Origin of the sequence: Ochrobactrum sp. SSR (assembly GCF_030067775.1) — a bacterium.
GTDB classification, from domain to species: Bacteria; Pseudomonadota; Alphaproteobacteria; order Rhizobiales; family Rhizobiaceae; genus Brucella; species Brucella teleogrylli.
The window spans coordinates 953,170-970,765 of the sequence record NZ_CP125969.1; the positions used below are offsets into that span (position 1 = coordinate 953,170).

The window sequence follows — 17,596 nt, forward strand, 5'->3', positions numbered from 1 at the left end:
ACATACTCCCCTATTCCCTTACTCCCTTATTCCCTCCCTTGTCGCTGATCGCAAAATACAGGTTCTTGCCCGTCAATTTGGCAAGCTGCTGCAGGCGACCTTCCGGGCGGTCCGAAACAAGATCGGCAAGATCGCCCGGCACGACCAGCGCAATGCCGTTTTCTTCCTCACGCCAATAGAGGCGTGGAATGACACCCGGCATCGATGCCGACAAAAGATAGACGACGCGCAGCAACGCGCCGAGCAGTTTGGCCCTTTCGCGCAGGCGCGGTGTGGCAAGCTGCACGATTTCCGGCGCGATCTCGTCTTCAATCAGACCTTCATGGCGATAATAATTGGCAAGCGCCATATAGGACCGGCCCGGATGGTCGATGCCGCCGAACGAGCCGTGAGCGATGATGTTCAGCGCCTGCGAACCGCGATAATCGGGATGCGCGCGCCAGCTTATATCCGCCACAAGACATGCGGCTTCGCGATAACGCGCCTCATCCTCGGTTTCATCAAAGCCCAGTTGCGGCAATGAAAGCGTCGTCCAGACGGCAAGTTCACGCGCATGACGCGGCGAACGCGACCGCAGGATCGCCAGTTCTTCCGCAGAAGCCAGCAATGGGTCGAGTTTCTGTTCGTTCTTCGGCAAGAGTGAGTAGAGATAACCTTCGCGCACGCCCAGTGCCGAGAAGACGATCTTCGACGGCTTCATGCGGCGGATGGTTTCCAGCATCACAGTCGCGCCATAAGACAGAAGCTGGCGACGGTTCTTCGATACCGCCTCAATACCGCGCATCGTGTCGATATTGCCCTTGGCGACGCGCTTGAGAAAACTCTGCGCCTCAACCGGGTCCATCTCGTAGCCATGCATGACCAGCAGGGGATAATGCTTCGCGGTCATATGCAGCTTGGCAAGGTTACGCCACGTGCCACCAACAGCATAGAAAACCTGCCCCTGATGCATTTCAAGCAGCGTTGCCTTTGCAAGCTCCGTGCGTGTGATCTTCGCAGCTTCCGTCAGCTTTTCGTCCGACATGTCCTGAAGGCGCAAGCCGCCGAGCGGCAGGGTGATGCCCTCGCCGATATCGTGATCGTTGACGGCCACCAGCTCAAGGCTGCCGCCACCGAGATCACCCGCCACGCCATGGGGCTTGTGGAAGCCGGAAATGATCCCCAGCGCCGAATAATAGGCTTCTTCCTTGCCGGACAGTACTTCAATGTGCCGCCCGAGAATGGCCTCGGCCTGCGCGATGAAATCAGGCCCGTTCTTCGCTTCGCGCGCGGCAGCTGTCGCCAGCGCGTGCACAGAAACCGCGCCCGCCTGTTCGGCCAGCGCACGGAAGCGCCGCAGGGCGCGCAGTGCGATATCGACGGACTTGTCGTTTAGCCGGCCTGTCTTGGCCAGCCCCTTGCCGAGACCGCAAAGGAGTTTTTCGTTGAAAAGCACCGTCGGTGAACGGACGATACCTTCGTAAATGACGAGACGGATCGAATTCGAGCCGATGTCAATGACCCCGATGGGCTTGAGACCCTTCAGACGGCCTTGTGCTATAGCTGGGCTCATGCAGTCGTTTTTCTTTCCGCCTGCGCACGCTTGCGATGCGCGATGAGGCGGGGGGCCGAAGACTTCAGCGACTTTCCGCGACCCGAAAGGCTAGGATTGGTCATGAAATATTCCTGCGCGTTGAAAGCTTCCTCTCCTTCTTCTTTTTCTATCCGGCGAGAGGTGCCATCCGCAAGTAGCTGATAGCTCTGTTGGTTATCAATTATGTTGGCAAACATGATTTGTGATAAAATTTGTTGATGAACTGTTGCGTTGGTGATGGGTACTAAAGTCTCCACACGGCGGTCGAGATTGCGCGGCATCATATCGGCGGAACCAATATAGACAATCGCCTTGTCGGACGGCAGATCATGCCCGTTTCCAAAGCAGAAAACGCGGCTATGCTCGAGAAAACGCCCCACAATCGACTTGGCGCGAATATTGTCCGATAAGCCCGGAACACCCGGCCGCAGGCAGCAAATGCCGCGGACCACCAGATCGATATGAACGCCCGCCTGGCTTGCCTTATAGAGCGCATCAATAATCTGTGGATCCACCAGCGAATTCATCTTCATCCAGATCGCCGCCGGTCGCCCGCCCTTCGCATGCGCCACCTCATCCTCAATGTGCTTGATGATGCGCGCGCGCAAGGTGAAGGGCGAAATGGCGATTTTCATTTCCTCGGCGGGCTGGGCATAGCCGGTGATGAAATTGAAGATATGCGCCACATCGCGGGCAATATCCGCATCCGAGGTGAAGAAGGATAGATCCGTATAAATGCGCGCGGTGATCGGGTGATAATTGCCGGTGCCCAGATGCACATAGGAGCGCAATTTCTGATCTTCGCGCCGCACGACAAGCGACATTTTTGCGTGCGTCTTCAATTCGATAAAGCCGAACACCACCTGCACGCCCGCGCGTTCGAGATCGCGCGCCCAGCGAATATTGGCTTCTTCATCGAAGCGCGCCTTCAGCTCGACCAGCGCCGTCACCGACTTTCCCGCTTCTGCCGCATCGACCAGCGCACGCACAATCGGGCTGTCGTTGGAGGTGCGATAAAGCGTCTGCTTGATGGCCAGCACATCCGGGTCAGCCGCCGCCTGACGCAGGAACTGCACCACAACGTCGAAGGATTCATAAGGGTGGTGAACCACGATATCCTTTTCGCGAATCGCGGCGAAGCAATCGCCGCCATGCTCGCGGATGCGTTCCGGGAAACGCGGATTATAGGACACGAATTTCAGGTCATCGCGCGGGATCGAAACGATTTCCGAGATCATGTTGAGCGCCAGAAGCCCTTCATGCACACTGACGCGATTCTCCGACACGCCAAGTTCCGTCGCCACGAAGACGCGCAAGGCTTCCGGCATTTCGCCATCGAATTCGATACGGATCACCTGACCGCGACGGCGGCGCTTCAGCGCCGTTTCGAAGAGACGCACGAGGTCTTCGGCTTCTTCTTCAACTTCAATATCGCTGTCACGAATGATGCGGAATGTGCCTGCGCCGCGCACCTCATAACCAGGGAACAGCCGACCGATAAACAGGCTCACCGCATCTTCAATGGTGATGACACGATAGACGTTTTGCTGGTCTGTCGGCAGCTGGATGAAACGCTTCAGAGCCACCGGAATGCGCAGCAACGCAGTCATCGGGTGATTGTCGGCGCGGCGCGCCAGTTGCAAGGCAATTGAGAAGCCCAGATTCGGAATGAACGGGAAAGGATGCGCCGGATCGATGGAGAGCGGCGTCAAAACCGGGAAGATCGTTTCAAGAAAATGACTTTCCAGCCATTCCTTTTCCGAATCCGACAAGCCCGACGGGCGAACGATGTCGATATTTTCCTGCACCAGTTCATCACGCAAAATGCGGAAACGTCCCTGTTGCTCGGCCTGCAAGCGGCTCACTTCATCCAGAACGAAATCGAGCTGTTCCTGTGGCGTACGACCATCGGCACTGCGCAGCGCCACACCGGCCCGCACCTGCGCCGCAAGACCGGCGATGCGCACCATGAAGAATTCGTCGAGATTGGTGGCCGAAATAGATAGAAAACGCAGGCGCTCCAGCAAGGGCTGGCGCATATTGGCGGCTTCATCCAGAACGCGGCGGTTGAACTGGAGCCATGAAAACTCACGATTAACGAAGCGATCCGCGCTGTTCATCAGCTCCGCGATTTTATCTTCATTCAAAGCTTTGTGAGCATCGGGAGCGTTTTGCATGTCCGAACCGATATCGGAGGTGCGGGCTGGTTCAGCTGTCATCTCATGAGCCCCGTTCTGGGTTTCGCTTGCCAACACACTGTTTTCGTTCATTTTTCCTAATCCGGCATCTGCCGGAACGAACCGGCGCATCGCAAAGCCTATGGCTGTCACATGACAGTTTGATAGCAAATCACTTAAATATCCCTAGAATTGATGAAAACGCTTCCGGAAACAAGCGTTTCAGGGTAAACGCAAGCAGAGTTTTGAGCGCGCTGGTCTGAGGCGTGCTATATACCGCGAACGACAGCCCGGAGCGTATTATGTCCGATCACATCATTCCTCATTTCCAGAACGACGCCGGCCATAATGCCATTGAAATCGGCGTAAAGGAATTCATGTGCGTCGGCGCAAACCCGCCTTTCGACCATCCGCATGTCTTCCTCGACATGGGCGACGAAAGCGAAGTGGTCTGCCCGTATTGCTCGACCCTTTATCGCTACAATGCCAAGCTGCATGCCGACGAAACCGTCCCGGCAGGCTGCACCTACGACGCCCCAGCCGACAAAGCGGCCTGATCGGCGTCTGTTAAAGCCCATCTCGGCACAGCATTGGGCAAGAAGACCGATATGGGCAAAGGCCACATATTGATAGCAGGAGCTGGTGTCGCGGGATTGAGCGCGACGCTGGAACTTGCAGCACGGGGCTGGACCATCCGGCTCATCGAGAAAGCTTCCGCTCTTTCTGAAGTCGGAGCGGGCCTGCAGCTGGCCCCCAACGCCATGCGTCACATCGAACGCCTCGGTATCGCCGACAGCTTGGCTTCCCACACCGTAACACCTGAAAAGCTCTACCTCGTTGACGGTCGCAAGGCGCGTCCCCTGCTTGCCATGGAGCTGGGTGACAAGGCTTTTAAGCGCTGGCATCATGCCTATGTGGTCTGCCATCGTGCCGATTTGCAATCGGCCCTGTTGCAAGCCTGCGCGGAAAACCCGGCGATCCAGATCAGTCTCAGCAGCGAAATCCTCGATCATAGCGCTCGCGACAAGGGCATCGTGGCGACCGTCAAAAGCGAAAGCGGAACGGAGACCATCGAGGCCGATTATCTGATCGCCTGCGATGGGGTCTGGTCGGTCGAGCGCGCGATTGCCGGTTATGACATGGCGCGGTTCAGCGGCCATGTTGCGTGGCGCGCAACATTGGCAACCAATGCCCTGCCCGCCTCTTTCCTGAGCGCCCTTCCCGAACGCAAGGCCGTATCGGCCTGGCTCGGCCCGAGGATTCATTTCATCGCCTATCCCGTCAAAGCCGGGACATTCTTCAATTTCGTTGCCATAACGGCAGGTGAAAATGCGGGCGAAAACTGGTCCGGAACAGGCGACCGCGCAAAGCTGCAAGCCGCCTATCGGGATTGGGCCAAGCCGGTTCGCGATGTTCTGGCAACTGCCGAAGATTGGACCTATTGGCCGCTTTTCGAAATGTCGGAACCGCAGTTTCTGGGGCCGAACCGCACCATATTTCTGGGCGATGCGTCTCACGCCGTCACGCCATTTGCCGCGCAAGGTGCGGCGATGGCGATTGAGGATGCTGCGGCACTTGCCGAAGCGCTTGATGCCGCCGATCAATCGGCGGGACTGCGCCGCTTCGAAACCGTCCGCAAGGAACGGATCGCGGCGGTCGCCAAACGCGGCCAGCTTAACCGCTTTGCCTATCACGCCACCGGACCAATGGCGCTTGGCCGCAACATGCTGTTTGCCTTGCGCCGCCCGGATACTTTCCTGAAGGATCTGGACTGGCTCTATGGCTATGATGCGGTTGCGGCCATTCGCGGATAGTCGGTTGAAACTCAGCCTGCGTCGCGCGCGGCTTCCAGTGTCGCAACATCGATCTTGACCATTTTCATCATGGCGTCCGCTACGCGCTGACGGACATCGGGCGCACCGTTTTCGAGAATATCGAGCAACATGTCGGGCACGATTTGCCATGCGAAACCGTATTTGTCGGTCAGCCAACTGCATTCCATCGGCGAACCGCCTTCCAGAAGTTTTTCCCAGAAGGCATCCACCTCTGCCTGATCCTTGCAGCGAACGATCAACGAAGCCGCTGGCGTAAACTTGAACGACGGACCGCCGTTGAGGCCGCATATTTTTTGTCCGTCGAGCGTGAAGTTTGCGGTGACCGCCTGTTCTTCATTCTGCTGATGGCCATGCTTGAAGCGGATGAAGCCATCAATCGAAGCCGGTCGCCCGCAGGCGCGAAAAATCGAGACGTAATGATTGGCGGCTTCCTCCGCCTGCCCATCGAACCACAGGCAAATGGTGAGACCAGACATGGTCAATTCCTCCCTGTCTATCCGGTTTGATGTCAGCCCATGACCTTGGCTGCTTCTTCCATATCCATCCACATCAGCTCCCAGATATGGCCGTCCGGGTCCTCGAAGCTGCGCCCATACATGAAACCGTAATCCTGTTTGGCCGCTGGATCGGCACGACCGCCAGCCTTCGCGGCCTTTTCGACCGTATCATCCACCTCGGCCTTGCTGTCGGCGGAAAGGCAGACCAGTACTTCGCTGACCGCGGTGGCATCGGCAATTTTCTTCGGCGTGAACTGGCTGAACTTGTCATGATCAAGGATCATGGCGTGGATCGTATCGGAGAAAACCATGCAGGACGCGGTTTCGTCCGAGAACATCGGGTTCTTCTGCGCGCCAATGGCTTCATAAAAGCTGGTCGAGCGCGCAACGTCTTTCACAGGCAGATTCACGAAAATCATTTTCGGCATGTCATTTCCTCCATTGGCAGGGTGCGGCCCTGTCTCCATTGCGAACATTAATCGCCGCTGGGCCAGACATTTTCTGCCTCTAACGGACATGTCTGGATTAAGTTTGCTTGAACATAATGACAGATAAGTTATATTAAGCAACTATGAAGTTAGGAAAAATAACTAAAAGCGAAAAACAAGCCGCCAAGCGCAGCTATGACGATGCGTGCGCCGCAGCGCATGGCCTTGATTTAATTGGAGAGCGCTGGGCGCTGCTGGTCATGCGAGAGCTGATGCTGGGCCCAAAGCGCTTCAGCGATTTGCGCGCCGATCTGCCGGGCGTCAGCGCCAATGTGCTGACCCAGAGGCTGGAAGGGCTGGAACTGGCGGGCATTCTCCACAAGACCAAATTGCCTCCCCCGCCTCGGTGCAGGTCTATGAACTCACCGAATGGGGCTATGAAAGCGAGCCTATCCTGCAAGCACTCGGTCGTTGGGCCGCGCGTTCGCCAATGCACGATCCGAACCTGCCGATATCAACGGTGTCGTTCTTGCTATCCCTGCGCACTATGTTGGATAGCGAAAGCGCGCATGGGATGAATGCGACCATCCACCTGCAGCTGGATGGAGAAGATTTCACCGCCCACCTGCATGATGAGGCGCTGGATATCGCCCGTGGTAAGCCAGAACGATGCGATCTTTCGCTGCAAGGCGCACCGCGCATGGTCGCCGCAACGATCTATGGCGGGCAGCCATTATCAGCGCTTGAGGAGGCCGGTCTGCTGATCGTCGAAGGAGATCGCGCCTTGGCAGAAAAGCTTCGCACGCTGTTCCCCTTGCCCGACAAAGCACCCTCCCCGGAATAAATATGCAACTTTTTGGTTGCTTATTTTTACTGCACCTGTAAATTAGCAACCATTGAGTTGCCAATTACGGAGGATTTACACCATGACCCTTGCAAGCACGACAGATCGTATTGAGAAAACCGTTGATATTCGCGCAGGCATTGACCGCGTTTGGCGCGCCCTGACCGACCATGACGAGTTTGGAAGCTGGTTTCGCGTCAAGATCGATGGCCCGTTCGTCGTCGGCACCGCTTCGACCGGCCACATCACCTATCCGGGCTTTGAGCATGTGCGCTGGGAATCCTTCGTCAAGGATATGAATGCGCCGAACTATTTTGCCTTCACCTGGCATCCTTATGCAGTCGAGCCCGATGTCGATTATTCCAAGGAGCCGCCGACGCTGGTGGAATTCAAGCTTGAACCGATCGAGAACGGCACCCGCCTGACGGTTGTTGAAAGCGGTTTCGATGCCCTGCCCGCCGAGCGCCAGCCATTGGCGCTGCGCATGAACGATGGCGGCTGGCAGGAGCAGGTCGGCAACATCAAGGCCCATGTCGAAAAATGAATGAAAGCCCAGCCCGTCACGCCATGGAAATATCCGCTATTTTCGGGGCGCTTGCCGACCCGACCCGACTTGCGCTCATCGAAACATTGAGTGACGGTGAGAGCCGCTCCATCGTGGTGCTGTCGCAGAATGGCAGCATCACACGGCAAGCCGTGACCAAGCACCTGTCCGTTCTCGAACAGGTTGGCCTTGTGCAGCGGGAAAAGATCGGGCGGGAAAGTCACTTCCGCCTGCATCCTGCTCCACTTGTCGATGCCCGCGCCTATCTGGCGGCCGTTTCGACGCAGTGGGACGATGCCTTGCAGCGCCTTCGCCATTTCGTGGAGGATTGAATCACGACTGGTTGAAAAGTAGCGCCGATGTACCTCTGACGAAGCCGAGTTTTTCATAGAACGGCACCAGCCGGTCCGGGCAATAAAGTTCGAAACTCTTCACGCGTTGCAGCTTTTCGTGGCCCAACACACGGTTGACGATGGCTTGTCCGAGCCCTCGTCCCCGGTGATGATCGGAAACGATCACATCGAAAATCATCGCCTTGAAGGTGAAATCGCTCAACACCCGCGCAAAGCCAGCAATCTTGTCTGCATCGTCGAAGCAGAACACAAGCACATCGCAATGATTGAGCATTTGGACGACATCTTCGAAGCTTCGCTCGCGTGTCCACCATTCCTTGCTGTAAAACGCATGAAATTCGCGATATTGCTCAGGCGTGAGCATCTCTTCCCACCGGAAATCCATCACGAAATACCTCCCCGCTTCAATGGGCTATCAGTCGCAAAGGCTTTGCAAAATGACAATCCACTTTGAACAAACCTGCCCCGTCTTTCGGATTTTCGACATTGAAAAAGCCAAGGAGTTCTATATCGGCTTTCTGGGCTTCACCCTCGACTGGGAGCACCGATTTGCAGAGAATATGCCGCTTTACATGCAGGTGTCACGCGAAGGCCTGACCCTGCATCTGAGCGAGCATCACGGCGATGGCAGCCCCGGCGCCAATATTTTTGTGCGCATGCAGGGCGTCGACGCCTTGCATAAGGAAATCACTGCACGCGGCTATCGCTTCATGCGTCCGGGAATTGAGACGGAATCCTGGGGGCGCGTGATGGGCGTGATCGACCCCTTTGGCAACCGCATCCAGTTCTGCGAAGGGCCGCACGCCGAATAAACGGCAGCCTGTCTGCAATATGGTTTCCAACGAAAACACCCGCCAGCGACACTGGCGGGTGTTTTTCAATGCAAGGCAATCGGCCTGATCAGTGCAGGATCTGACTGAGGAACAGCTTGGTGCGTTCGTGCTGCGGATTGTCGAAGAACTCGTTCGGCGAGTTCTGTTCGACAATCTGGCCCTGATCCATGAAGATCACGCGATTGGCGACCTGACGGGCAAAGCCCATTTCGTGCGTCACGCAGATCATGGTCATGCCTTCGGCAGCAAGGCTCACCATCGTATCAAGCACTTCCTTGACCATTTCCGGATCGAGCGCAGAAGTCGGTTCGTCGAACAGCATGACTTTCGGATTCATGCACAGCGCACGGGCAATTGCCACGCGCTGCTGCTGGCCGCCGGAGAGCTGGCCCGGATATTTATTAGCCTGCTCCGGAATTTTCACGCGCGCCAGATAATGCATGGCGATTTCTTCCGCCTTTTTCTTCGGCATCTTGCGCACCCAGATCGGGGCCAGCGTGCAGTTTTCCAGAATGGTCAGATGCGGAAAAAGGTTGAAGTGCTGGAACACCATGCCGACTTCGCGGCGCACTTCATCGATCTTCTTCAGATCGTTGGTGAGTTCGATACCGTCAACGACGATCTTGCCCTTCTGATGCTCCTCCAGACGGTTGATGCAGCGGATCATCGTCGATTTGCCGGAACCGGACGGACCAGCCACGACGATACGCTCACCGCGCATGACCTTCAGGTTGATGTCGCGCAGAACGTGAAACTCACCATACCACTTATGCATATTGGTGATTTCGATGGCGACATCGGTTTTGGAAACCTGCATCTTGGAGCGGTCGACATCGACACCGAGCTCGGATTGCGGGAGGGCGCTTTGTGCACTCATTCCATTATTCCCTTTTGTTCTTTTTATCGTTTGTGACCCGTGTCGAGCCGTCGTTCCATGAATATAGAGTATCGCGACATAGCGAAACAGAAAATCCAGAAAACGAAGCCCGCAAAAATAAGGCCGGTAGCAGGCGTCTGTGGAGAAGCCCAATTGGCATCGGAGAAATTCTGGCGAACAATGCCCAGAAGATCAAACATGCCGATGATGTAGACGAGGCTCGTATCCTTGAAGAGACCGATGAAGGTGTTCACGATGCCGGGAATCACCAGTTTCAGCGCCTGCGGCAGGATGATGAGACCCGTCTTCTGCCAGTAGCTGAGGCCGAGCGCATCCGCGCCTTCATATTGCCCGCGCGAAATGGCCTGTAGTCCGCCGCGCACCACTTCCGCCATATAGGCCGAGGCAAACAACGCCACGCCGATCAACGCACGCAGCAGTTTGTCGAAGGTGACTCCCGGCGGCAGGAACAGTGGCAGCATGACGCTCGCCATGAACAACACTGTGACCAGCGGAACACCGCGCACCATCTCGATGAAAATGATGCTGAATGTCTTGATGACAGGCAGATGCGACCGGCGACCGAGCGCCAGCAAAATGCCGAGCGGCAGTGAGACGGCAATGCCCACGAAGGAAAGAACCAGCGTCACCAGAAGGCCGCCCCAAAGCGGCGTTTCCACGAAGGACAGGCCAAACCAGCCACCAACCAGCAGGAAGAAAGCGACGAACGGAAACACGAAGAAGAACAGAATGGCGTTGAGCGCCTTCTGCGGCACCTTCGGGATCAGAAGCGGCACCAAAAGCACGACGAAGATCAGCGCCGTGAGATTGACCCGCCACCGCTCATCGATCGGATAGCGCCCATAGAGGAACTGCTCATACTTGGCCTGAACGAAAGCCCAGCACGCCCCGGACCAGCCATCCGGCTGTGCGCCGCCCTGCGCAACGGTCAGACAGGCGGTGCGGTCGGTTCCGCTCCACACCGCATTGATGAAGAGCCACTGAATCGCCGAAGGCAGAAACCAGACCAGCAGAAACAGAGCGAAGATCGTCAGGGCCGCATCGGTTGGAGAAGCGAAGAGATTGACGCGCAGCCAGTGCGAAAAGCCCTGTACGGAACGCGGCGGCTTTTCGCTATCGACCATTTGCGTACGGATATATTGGAGATCGGCATTTTCCATGGTCATCTCTCCACCAGCGCCATTTTGGCATTGAACCAGTTCATGAGGGCGGATGTAACCAGACTGATGCCCAGATAGATCACCATCCAGATCGCCACGACTTCAACCGACTGGCCCGTCTGGTTGAGGATCGTGCCGCCAACGGCGACCAGATCCGGATAGCCGATGGCGATTGCCAGCGAGGAGTTCTTGATAAGGTTCAGATACTGGCTCGACAGCGGCGGGATGATAATGCGCAGCGCCTGCGGCACGATGATCAGCCGCATCGTCGGGCCGGGCCGCATGCCCACGGCATAAGCGGCTTCCGTCTGCCCTTTGTTAACGCCAAGAATGCCTGCGCGCACCGTTTCGGCAATGAACGACGCCGTATAGAAAGACAGAGCCAGAAACAGCGCCAGAAATTCCGGTTTGACCTGCGCGCCGCCGGTCAGATTGAAAGTACCGAGTTTCGGGACATCGAAGGATACCGGGAAACCGGCCGCGATGAAGGCAAGCAGCGGCAGACCAATGATCAAAGCGATCGCGACACGGATTGTATGGAAGGGCTGCCCCGTCGCCATCTGCCGGCGCTTGGCCCAGCGCGCCACCACGAAAGAGCCGACAATGCCCAATGCGAGCGCCGCCAGTATCAGCCACGCCCCCTCACCCCAGACCGGCGCGGGCATGAAGAAACCGCGTGTATTGATATAGGTGTGCAGCGGTCCGCTGATGCTCTCGCGCACATTCGGCAAGGTGGCCAAAATGCCGAAATACCAGAAGAAAATGACCAGCAGCGGTGGGATGTTGCGAAACACCTCGACATAGACCGTGCAGATCTTGCGGATCAGCCAGTTGCGCGACAGACGACCGATACCGACAAGAAAGCCGATGATCGAGGCCGTGATAACGCCCAAGCCCGCCACATAGAGCGTGTTGACCAGACCGACCAGAATGGCCCGGCCATAGGTGGAATCGCTGTTATAGGAAATCAGTGTCTGGCTGACATCGAAACCCGCGCGACCGTTCAGAAAGCCGAAGCCGGAGGCGATATTCGCGCGCTGAAGATTGGTGATCGTGTTTCCGACGATCCAGTAGATCGAGCCTACGACCGCGACGAACACAATCACCTGATAGAAGATGCCGCGAACGCGCGGATCGTAGAGAAGTGAGGTTCCACCGCCATCATGGCGTTCGGTTGCAGAATAGGAAGCCATATGTTTCCCGTATCTTGGGGCTCTGGCGCAAATTTTTCGGAACGGAAACGGCGCTCCCAAACGGAAGCGTAATTCTCGAAACGTCAATGCAGCCGAACCATACTTTTTTGCGACGGGCCGGTTCAAATGTCTGGCCAGCGAAATGCTATGCGCTCTTGTGGGCAAACGCCCATTTCAAATGCCTGCTACGAAACAGGTCCGATCCCGAGGGAAACCTGTTCTCAGGGAAATAAAGAGCTGACAAATCCGGCATGAGGCGGGTGCAAATGCCCCCACCCCACGTCAGATGCAAAAGCCGTCGTCCTTAGCGGATCGGCATGCCGTATTGCAGGCCACCCTTCGTCCACTGGGCATTGAGGCCGCGCGCGATCTTGAGCGGGCTGCCGCTGCCGAGATTGCGTTCGAACAATTCGCCGTAATTGCCGACGCCCTTGACGATCTTGACGACCCAGTCATTGTCGAGGCCGAGATCGGTGCCGATTTTGGTATCGGCTTCGGTGCCAAGCAAGCGCTTGATTTCGGGGTTGTCGGAGTTCTTCATCTCGTCGACATTGGCCTTCGTGATCCCGAATTCTTCGGCGTTCAACAGGGCATAATGGGTCCAGCGGATAACGTCTGCCCACTTGGAATCGCCCTGACGGACAGCTGGTCCAAGCGGCTCCTTGGAAATGATTTCCGGCAGGATGACGTGATCGTCCGGATTGGCGAGCGTCAGGCGGATCGCATAAAGGCCGGACTGGTCGGTGGTATAAGCGTCGCAACGACCGGAATCGTAAGCCGCATTGGCTTCATCGACCTTTTCGAAGACGACCGGGTTATATTCCATTTTGTTGGAGCGGAAATAATCGGCCATGTTCAGTTCGGTCGTGGTGCCAGCCTGAACGCAGATCGAAGCGCCGGAAAGCTGAAGCGCCGAATTGATGCCGGAAAGCTTCTTCGAATTGATCATGAAGCCCTGGCCGTCGAAATAATTCACGCCCGCGAAATCGAGGCCGAGCGACGTATCTCGGCTGATGGTCCAAGTGGTGTTGCGGATCAGAACATCCACTTCACCAGACTGCAATGCCGTGAAGCGTTCCTTGGCATTGAGCGGCGTAAACTTCACCTTGGTCGGATCGCCAAAGATCGCGGACGCGACCGCGCGGCAATAATCCACGTCGAAGCCCGACCATTCGCCCTTGTCGTCCGGCGAAGCAAAACCGAGAAGACCGGTGTTGACGCCACATTGCAGGAAGCCCTTTGCCTTGACATCCGAAAGCGTGTCGGCAGATGCCCCTGAAGCCGCGCCGAACAGCGCTGCCGCACCCAATAACCCCATTACGATTGTATTTTTCATCTGGCCTGCAACCTTTTTGTTCCCTGGAAACGTCGGGCAAACTGCCCGTGCGTCTCTCTCGTTGTTGTTGCATAGGTTTTTCCGGAAAAAGCGTTGCGCTCCTCCTCAACCCCACGCTGCATAGCAGACCGCCTCTCGCCCTGACCGGTTTATCCGGCCTCTTGATTAATTTTCGAGCACAGCGGCGCCTGTCGCCTTCACCGCCTTATCGAAGGCGATATTTGGGCATTGGTCAAGTTAATAACGGCGGCAAAATCCGCGTTTCGTGGAAAAGCCCGAAACAGCGGTTCAATTTTTTACACGGTTTCCCAATTTCTGGGTAGCGCGGCTAACAAAGTGTGAGGTTCGACACTTGCTGGAATCTCGAAAGTGAAAATAGAGTAATAACAGTTATTTAAATGAACATAGCCCAAGCGCGGCCGTCGAAAACAGCCGCGGTCAGGGCCAGAATCACACAGTGGGGAGCGTGTGCTTATCATCCAGTGAAAAAATAATATTTCGCGTCGCCATGTAGCGCGCCACCCACCAGGTTGCGAGCAATCCAATCGTACAACCTGCCACAATGTCGGTCGGGAAATGCGCTCCGGCAGCAAGCCTGCTGATGCAGAACAATAGACCGATAACGATAATCGGAAAGCGCCAGCGCGGCAGAAAAATGCTCAGCGACATCATCATGATACCCGCCATCATCGAATGGCCCGACGGGAAACTCTCATAGAGAAACTCGCCCTTGAACGGCGAGAAATAGGCTGCACCATATTGATCGAGCAGAAACGGGCGCGCGCGACCGATGGCAAGCTTGCCGATTTCCGTTGGAATACTGCCCGCAACGATGGACGCCAGCACCAGCGTAGCCCAACCGTGCCAGCGCATGAGAATGGGGCGCATCTGTCCCCGATAACCGGGCGACAAGATGAAAGCCGTCACGAGCCAGACGATCAGCGCCACCGCCAGCCACACCAGCGTGCGGATCGCGTCGGTCACGGTTCGCAGGATTTCCATGACGATATTGGTGCTTCCAGCCGCCGCACGAACGATATCGGCGTCCCAAAGGTGGAGGATCAGGATGATGAAGGGCAGCAGCACGACGATTGCGGTCATCTGCATGGTCCAGGAATAGGGAGCTCCCTTATAAGCAGGACGCAGAAAGGAGCGGATAAGTTCAATGGCCGCATATACCGGATTGAGAAGCGTGTTTTTCATATCCGGTGATGACATTCCATTATTCCCTTTTCGCATCGCATCTTGCACTTCGAGCACTGACCACAGGGTTGCATCCAGCCCAGACGCGGCTTATCGAATGAACTTCAAAACATTCCGTTATCGGCGGAATCATTGATCTTTCTGCCAACCGCATCTGGCCGCATCCGGTAGACGGTACGACCATGCAGAGCTCTCTAAAAGAGAACCGGCGGAACGCATGCAACACGGTCTGGAGGCAATTTCGTGGCTAAGCAGCAAGTCAACACGGCGAAACTGGGGATAAACACTCGACTGGCGCATGATGGCTATCAGCCACGCGACTATCACGGCTTCGTCAATCCGCCGGTTGTCCGCGCCTCGACCGTGCTTTTCCCGGATGCCGAGACCATGGCGACCGGCAACCAGAAATATACCTATGGCACGCGCGGAACGCCCACCAGCGATGCGCTTTGCGATGCGATCAATGCACTGGAAGGCTCTGCCGGAACCGTCTGCGTTCCGTCCGGTCTGGCGGCTGTGACCGTGCCACTGCTGGCCTTCCTGTCTTCCGGCGATCATGCTTTGCTGGTGGATTCGATTTACAATCCGACCCGTCATTTTGCCGATACGATCCTCAAGCGCATGGGCGTGGATGTCGAATATTACGACCCGGAAATCGGCGCGGGCATCGCGGCTCTGATGAAGCCCAATACCAAGGTGGTCTTTACGGAATCGCCCGGCTCCAACACTTTCGAGATGCAGGACATTCCGGCCATCGTTGAAGCTGCCCACAAAGGCGACGCCATCGTGATGATGGACAACACCTGGGCAACCGCAGTCTATTTCAAGGCGCTCGACTTCGGTGTGGATGTTACGATTCACGCCTCGACCAAATATCCATCCGGCCATTCCGACATTCTGTTCGGCACCATTTCCGCCAACGAGAAATGCTGGCCGCAGCTTCTCGAAACCCACGGCACGCTTGGGCTTTGCGCCAACCCCGACGATACCTATCAAGTCCTGCGCGGCATGCGCACCATGGGCATCCGGCTGGAGCATCACCGCAAGAGCGCACTGGAAGTTGCCCATTGGCTCGAAAGCCATCCCGCAGTCGCACAGGTTCTGCACCCTGCCCTTGAAAGCCATCCCGGCCACGAAATCTGGAAGCGCGATTTCACCGGCTCGTCGGGCATCTTCTCGTTCGTTCTGAAAGAAGGCGGACAGGCGGAAGCCCATGCTTTCCTCAACGCGCTGGAAATCTTCGGCCTTGGCTATTCCTGGGGCGGTTATGAAAGCCTCGCGCTGCAGGTGCGCGTTGCCGACCGCCTGATTGCCAAGGGCAATTATCCAGGACCGGTCATCCGGCTGCAGATTGGTCTGGAAGATGTTGCCGATATCATCGCAGATCTTGAAAAAGGCTTTGCCGCGATCTGACGGGCATAATCGAGTGCGAGCGCAGGCCCGGCACCTTGCAGCAGCCGGAATGCGCTCTATACTTTTCGCAAAGTGCTTTCAGTGGCACCATATGCGCGATGGTTTGACGGAAAACCATCAGCGCTAAAGGACGATATCATGATGAATGCGGTTTTCATTATTCAGGGTTTCATCGCCATAGGTCTGGCCGTCCTGGCGATTGCGGTCATTCTGCGCTATCGCCGCTAACCACTGTTTTCGCTGCAAATTCTCCTTTATTTTCGAGCAACCGATTTCAAGGCGAATCGTTCTTATTGCATCACTGCACTTACGGAGGACACAGAAATGCGGAAAGTAGCACTTGGACTGGTGGCGCTGATGGCAATTTCAGGCTGCACCACCACTGAAAAAGATATTTCCATCGGTACGGGTGCAGGCGCCATTATCGGCGGCATCGCCGGCGGCGGGCGTGGTGCTCTGATCGGTGCAGGCGCAGGCGCGCTTGGTGGTTTGCTCGTGCGCGAACTGCGCAATGGAAATTGCGAATACCGCAACCGTCATGGCAAAATCTACGTGGCGCGCTGTAAGCGTTAAGCCCGGCCCCACCAAGCAAACGTATACAAAAGCGCCGGACATCCCGGCGCTTTTTCTTTGTCCCGTATATTGCTCTTCTCACCGATTGCCCTGACGTCCGACTGTTTACCAAGTTCCAAAGAGGAACTTTCGCCCGACAGCCTCGTTTCATAAAAGATTGTCGTCATTCATCGTGTTCATTCAGGGAGATGTTCGATGAAACTCGCTTTGAAAGCTGCCATTGTGGCGTTGGGAGTCTTGTCGGCTGGCGCGGCGCAGGCCGCAAACGCCATCTCCACCGCCAATCTCAATATCCGCACCGGCCCCAGCACCAGCTATCCTTCTATGGGCGCCATCCCGGGCGGCGCGCCGGTGACAGTACACGGCTGCACCTCGGGTTATGGCTGGTGTCAGGTGAGCTATGGCGGAACCCATGGCTGGTCGTCGTCACGCTATATCGCGTTTCAGGAAGGAACGGTCGGCAGCGGCTATTCCAATGATTTCGGTCGTAACGCAGCCCTCATCGGCATTCCGCTGATCGCCGGAGTGGCCATCGGCTCCGCGCTCAATGATCGCGATGACTACTATTATCGTCGCGGTTATTGGGGACGCCCTGACTATCGCTATCGTAACCGGAACTGGGATCGTCCCGGCTGGCACGGCGGACGCCCGGGCGGTCATGGCCCACGTGCCTATATCCGCCCACGCGGCAACGAACCGCGCTAAGCCGGCCACGAGATCATAAAAATGGCGGGGT

General features: G+C 56.6%; 18 protein-coding genes and 1 pseudogene. 9 read left to right on the forward strand and 10 right to left on the reverse strand.

Annotated features, from left to right (window positions below; all coding sequences use genetic code 11):
* Positions 1 to 10: 10 nt before the first annotated feature.
* Together ppx and QLQ11_RS04555 are read right to left on the reverse strand one after the other, a co-directional pair.
* Positions 11 to 1,552 (reverse strand): exopolyphosphatase, encoded by a 1,542-nt coding sequence (gene ppx / locus QLQ11_RS04550; protein WP_371835921.1) that lies wholly within the window; start codon positions 1,550 to 1,552, stop codon positions 11 to 13.
* Positions 1,549 to 3,792, reverse strand: a complete 2,244-nt coding sequence (locus tag QLQ11_RS04555; protein ID WP_371830777.1) for an RNA degradosome polyphosphate kinase — start codon at positions 3,790 to 3,792, stop codon at positions 1,549 to 1,551. The genes ppx and QLQ11_RS04555 overlap by 4 nt, the downstream gene beginning before the upstream one ends.
* A 260-nt stretch (positions 3,793 to 4,052) precedes the next feature.
* Here QLQ11_RS04555 and QLQ11_RS04560 point away from each other — a divergent pair, with 260 nt between their 5' ends.
* Positions 4,053 to 4,307, forward strand: a complete 255-nt coding sequence (locus QLQ11_RS04560) for a zinc-finger domain-containing protein (protein WP_119041191.1) — start codon at positions 4,053 to 4,055, stop codon at positions 4,305 to 4,307.
* Positions 4,308 to 4,358: 51 nt separating this feature from the next.
* On the forward strand, positions 4,359 to 5,564 hold the full coding sequence (locus tag QLQ11_RS04565) for an FAD-binding protein (RefSeq protein ID WP_121535703.1): 1,206 nt from the start codon (positions 4,359 to 4,361) through the stop codon (positions 5,562 to 5,564).
* A gap of 11 nt (positions 5,565 to 5,575) precedes the next feature.
* On the opposite strand, the gene QLQ11_RS04570 is transcribed toward QLQ11_RS04565, so the two are convergent.
* Positions 5,576 to 6,061 (reverse strand): VOC family protein, encoded by a 486-nt coding sequence (locus QLQ11_RS04570; protein WP_121535701.1) that lies wholly within the window; start codon positions 6,059 to 6,061, stop codon positions 5,576 to 5,578.
* 32 nt (positions 6,062 to 6,093) lie between these two features.
* The gene (locus QLQ11_RS04575; RefSeq protein WP_109368712.1) at positions 6,094 to 6,510 is read right to left on the reverse strand and encodes a VOC family protein; all 417 of its coding nucleotides are present in this window, start codon (positions 6,508 to 6,510) and stop codon (positions 6,094 to 6,096) included.
* A gap of 143 nt (positions 6,511 to 6,653) precedes the next feature.
* Here QLQ11_RS04575 and QLQ11_RS04580 point away from each other — a divergent pair.
* The 3 genes and pseudogenes from QLQ11_RS04580 to QLQ11_RS04590 all read left to right on the forward strand — a co-directional run bounded on the left by QLQ11_RS04580 (position 6,654) and on the right by QLQ11_RS04590 (position 8,230).
* Positions 6,654 to 7,354, forward strand: a pseudogene (locus tag QLQ11_RS04580) (winged helix-turn-helix transcriptional regulator).
* An 82-nt stretch (positions 7,355 to 7,436) separates the two neighbouring features.
* On the forward strand, positions 7,437 to 7,898 hold the full coding sequence (locus QLQ11_RS04585; RefSeq protein WP_121535695.1) for an SRPBCC family protein: 462 nt from the start codon (positions 7,437 to 7,439) through the stop codon (positions 7,896 to 7,898).
* A complete protein-coding gene (locus tag QLQ11_RS04590) occupies positions 7,895 to 8,230 on the forward strand; it encodes a helix-turn-helix transcriptional regulator (RefSeq protein WP_235858866.1) in 336 nt (111 codons plus the stop codon). The genes QLQ11_RS04585 and QLQ11_RS04590 overlap by 4 nt, the downstream gene beginning before the upstream one ends.
* Before the next feature lies 1 nt (position 8,231).
* Here the strand turns inward: QLQ11_RS04590 and QLQ11_RS04595 are convergent, their stop codons facing one another.
* Positions 8,232 to 8,636: a GNAT family N-acetyltransferase gene (locus QLQ11_RS04595; RefSeq protein ID WP_210261446.1), complete on the reverse strand. Its 405-nt coding sequence runs from the start codon at positions 8,634 to 8,636 to the stop codon at positions 8,232 to 8,234.
* A 52-nt stretch (positions 8,637 to 8,688) separates the two neighbouring features.
* Between QLQ11_RS04595 and QLQ11_RS04600 the strand changes: the two genes are divergently transcribed.
* Positions 8,689 to 9,063 carry a glyoxalase superfamily protein gene (locus QLQ11_RS04600; protein ID WP_121536288.1) on the forward strand — a complete coding sequence of 125 codons (375 nt, stop codon included), beginning with the start codon at positions 8,689 to 8,691 and terminating at the stop codon, positions 9,061 to 9,063.
* Positions 9,064 to 9,151: 88 nt separating this feature from the next.
* Here the strand turns inward: QLQ11_RS04600 and QLQ11_RS04605 are convergent, their stop codons facing one another.
* From QLQ11_RS04605 to lpxE, 5 genes are all read right to left on the reverse strand, one after another.
* Entirely contained in the window at positions 9,152 to 9,961 is an 810-nt protein-coding gene (locus QLQ11_RS04605; protein ID WP_121535689.1) for an amino acid ABC transporter ATP-binding protein, read from the reverse strand.
* Between the two features lie 23 nt (positions 9,962 to 9,984).
* Entirely contained in the window at positions 9,985 to 11,142 is a 1,158-nt protein-coding gene (locus tag QLQ11_RS04610; protein WP_283735797.1) for an amino acid ABC transporter permease, read from the reverse strand.
* A gap of 2 nt (positions 11,143 to 11,144) precedes the next feature.
* Entirely contained in the window at positions 11,145 to 12,335 is a 1,191-nt protein-coding gene (locus QLQ11_RS04615; RefSeq protein WP_121535686.1) for an amino acid ABC transporter permease, read from the reverse strand.
* A gap of 304 nt (positions 12,336 to 12,639) precedes the next feature.
* Complete coding sequence (locus QLQ11_RS04620) at positions 12,640 to 13,671, reverse strand: amino acid ABC transporter substrate-binding protein (protein WP_121535683.1); 1,032 nt, start codon at positions 13,669 to 13,671, stop codon at positions 12,640 to 12,642.
* Between the two features lie 450 nt (positions 13,672 to 14,121).
* Positions 14,122 to 14,889, reverse strand: a complete 768-nt coding sequence (gene lpxE, locus QLQ11_RS04625) for a lipid A 1-phosphatase LpxE (RefSeq protein ID WP_109368705.1) — start codon at positions 14,887 to 14,889, stop codon at positions 14,122 to 14,124.
* 228 nt (positions 14,890 to 15,117) lie between these two features.
* Between lpxE and QLQ11_RS04630 the strand changes: the two genes are divergently transcribed.
* The 3 genes from QLQ11_RS04630 (at position 15,118) to QLQ11_RS04640 (ending at position 17,565) form a co-directional block, all read left to right on the forward strand.
* The gene (locus QLQ11_RS04630) at positions 15,118 to 16,287 is read left to right on the forward strand and encodes a cystathionine beta-lyase (protein WP_109368704.1); all 1,170 of its coding nucleotides are present in this window, start codon (positions 15,118 to 15,120) and stop codon (positions 16,285 to 16,287) included.
* A gap of 324 nt (positions 16,288 to 16,611) precedes the next feature.
* Positions 16,612 to 16,860: a YMGG-like glycine zipper-containing protein gene (locus QLQ11_RS04635; protein ID WP_109368703.1), complete on the forward strand. Its 249-nt coding sequence runs from the start codon at positions 16,612 to 16,614 to the stop codon at positions 16,858 to 16,860.
* 195 nt (positions 16,861 to 17,055) lie between these two features.
* Entirely contained in the window at positions 17,056 to 17,565 is a 510-nt protein-coding gene (locus QLQ11_RS04640; RefSeq protein ID WP_121535680.1) for an SH3 domain-containing protein, read from the forward strand.
* The last annotated feature ends 31 nt before the right edge of the window (positions 17,566 to 17,596 follow it).

Excerpts from the sequence above, each read along its gene's own strand:
- QLQ11_RS04555 (WP_371830777.1), bottom strand. The coding sequence starts at position 3,792 with ATGACAGCTGAACCAGCCCGCACCTCCGATATCGGTTCGGACATGCAA.
- lpxE (WP_109368705.1), bottom strand. The coding sequence starts at position 14,889 with ATGTCATCACCGGATATGAAAAACACGCTTCTCAATCCGGTATATGCG.
- QLQ11_RS04585 (WP_121535695.1), top strand. The coding sequence starts at position 7,437 with ATGACCCTTGCAAGCACGACAGATCGTATTGAGAAAACCGTTGATATT.
- QLQ11_RS04620 (WP_121535683.1), bottom strand. The coding sequence starts at position 13,671 with ATGAAAAATACAATCGTAATGGGGTTATTGGGTGCGGCAGCGCTGTTC.
- QLQ11_RS04565 (WP_121535703.1), top strand. The coding sequence starts at position 4,359 with ATGGGCAAAGGCCACATATTGATAGCAGGAGCTGGTGTCGCGGGATTG.
- QLQ11_RS04635 (WP_109368703.1), top strand. The coding sequence starts at position 16,612 with ATGCGGAAAGTAGCACTTGGACTGGTGGCGCTGATGGCAATTTCAGGC.
- ppx (WP_371835921.1), bottom strand. The coding sequence starts at position 1,552 with ATGAGCCCAGCTATAGCACAAGGCCGTCTGAAGGGTCTCAAGCCCATC.
- QLQ11_RS04590 (WP_235858866.1), top strand. The coding sequence starts at position 7,895 with ATGAATGAAAGCCCAGCCCGTCACGCCATGGAAATATCCGCTATTTTC.
- QLQ11_RS04615 (WP_121535686.1), bottom strand. The coding sequence starts at position 12,335 with ATGGCTTCCTATTCTGCAACCGAACGCCATGATGGCGGTGGAACCTCA.
- QLQ11_RS04575 (WP_109368712.1), bottom strand. The coding sequence starts at position 6,510 with ATGCCGAAAATGATTTTCGTGAATCTGCCTGTGAAAGACGTTGCGCGC.
- QLQ11_RS04595 (WP_210261446.1), bottom strand. The coding sequence starts at position 8,636 with ATGGATTTCCGGTGGGAAGAGATGCTCACGCCTGAGCAATATCGCGAA.
- QLQ11_RS04610 (WP_283735797.1), bottom strand. The coding sequence starts at position 11,142 with ATGGAAAATGCCGATCTCCAATATATCCGTACGCAAATGGTCGATAGC.
- QLQ11_RS04640 (WP_121535680.1), top strand. The coding sequence starts at position 17,056 with ATGAAACTCGCTTTGAAAGCTGCCATTGTGGCGTTGGGAGTCTTGTCG.
- QLQ11_RS04605 (WP_121535689.1), bottom strand. The coding sequence starts at position 9,961 with ATGAGTGCACAAAGCGCCCTCCCGCAATCCGAGCTCGGTGTCGATGTC.
- QLQ11_RS04560 (WP_119041191.1), top strand. The coding sequence starts at position 4,053 with ATGTCCGATCACATCATTCCTCATTTCCAGAACGACGCCGGCCATAAT.
- QLQ11_RS04600 (WP_121536288.1), top strand. The coding sequence starts at position 8,689 with ATGACAATCCACTTTGAACAAACCTGCCCCGTCTTTCGGATTTTCGAC.
- QLQ11_RS04570 (WP_121535701.1), bottom strand. The coding sequence starts at position 6,061 with ATGTCTGGTCTCACCATTTGCCTGTGGTTCGATGGGCAGGCGGAGGAA.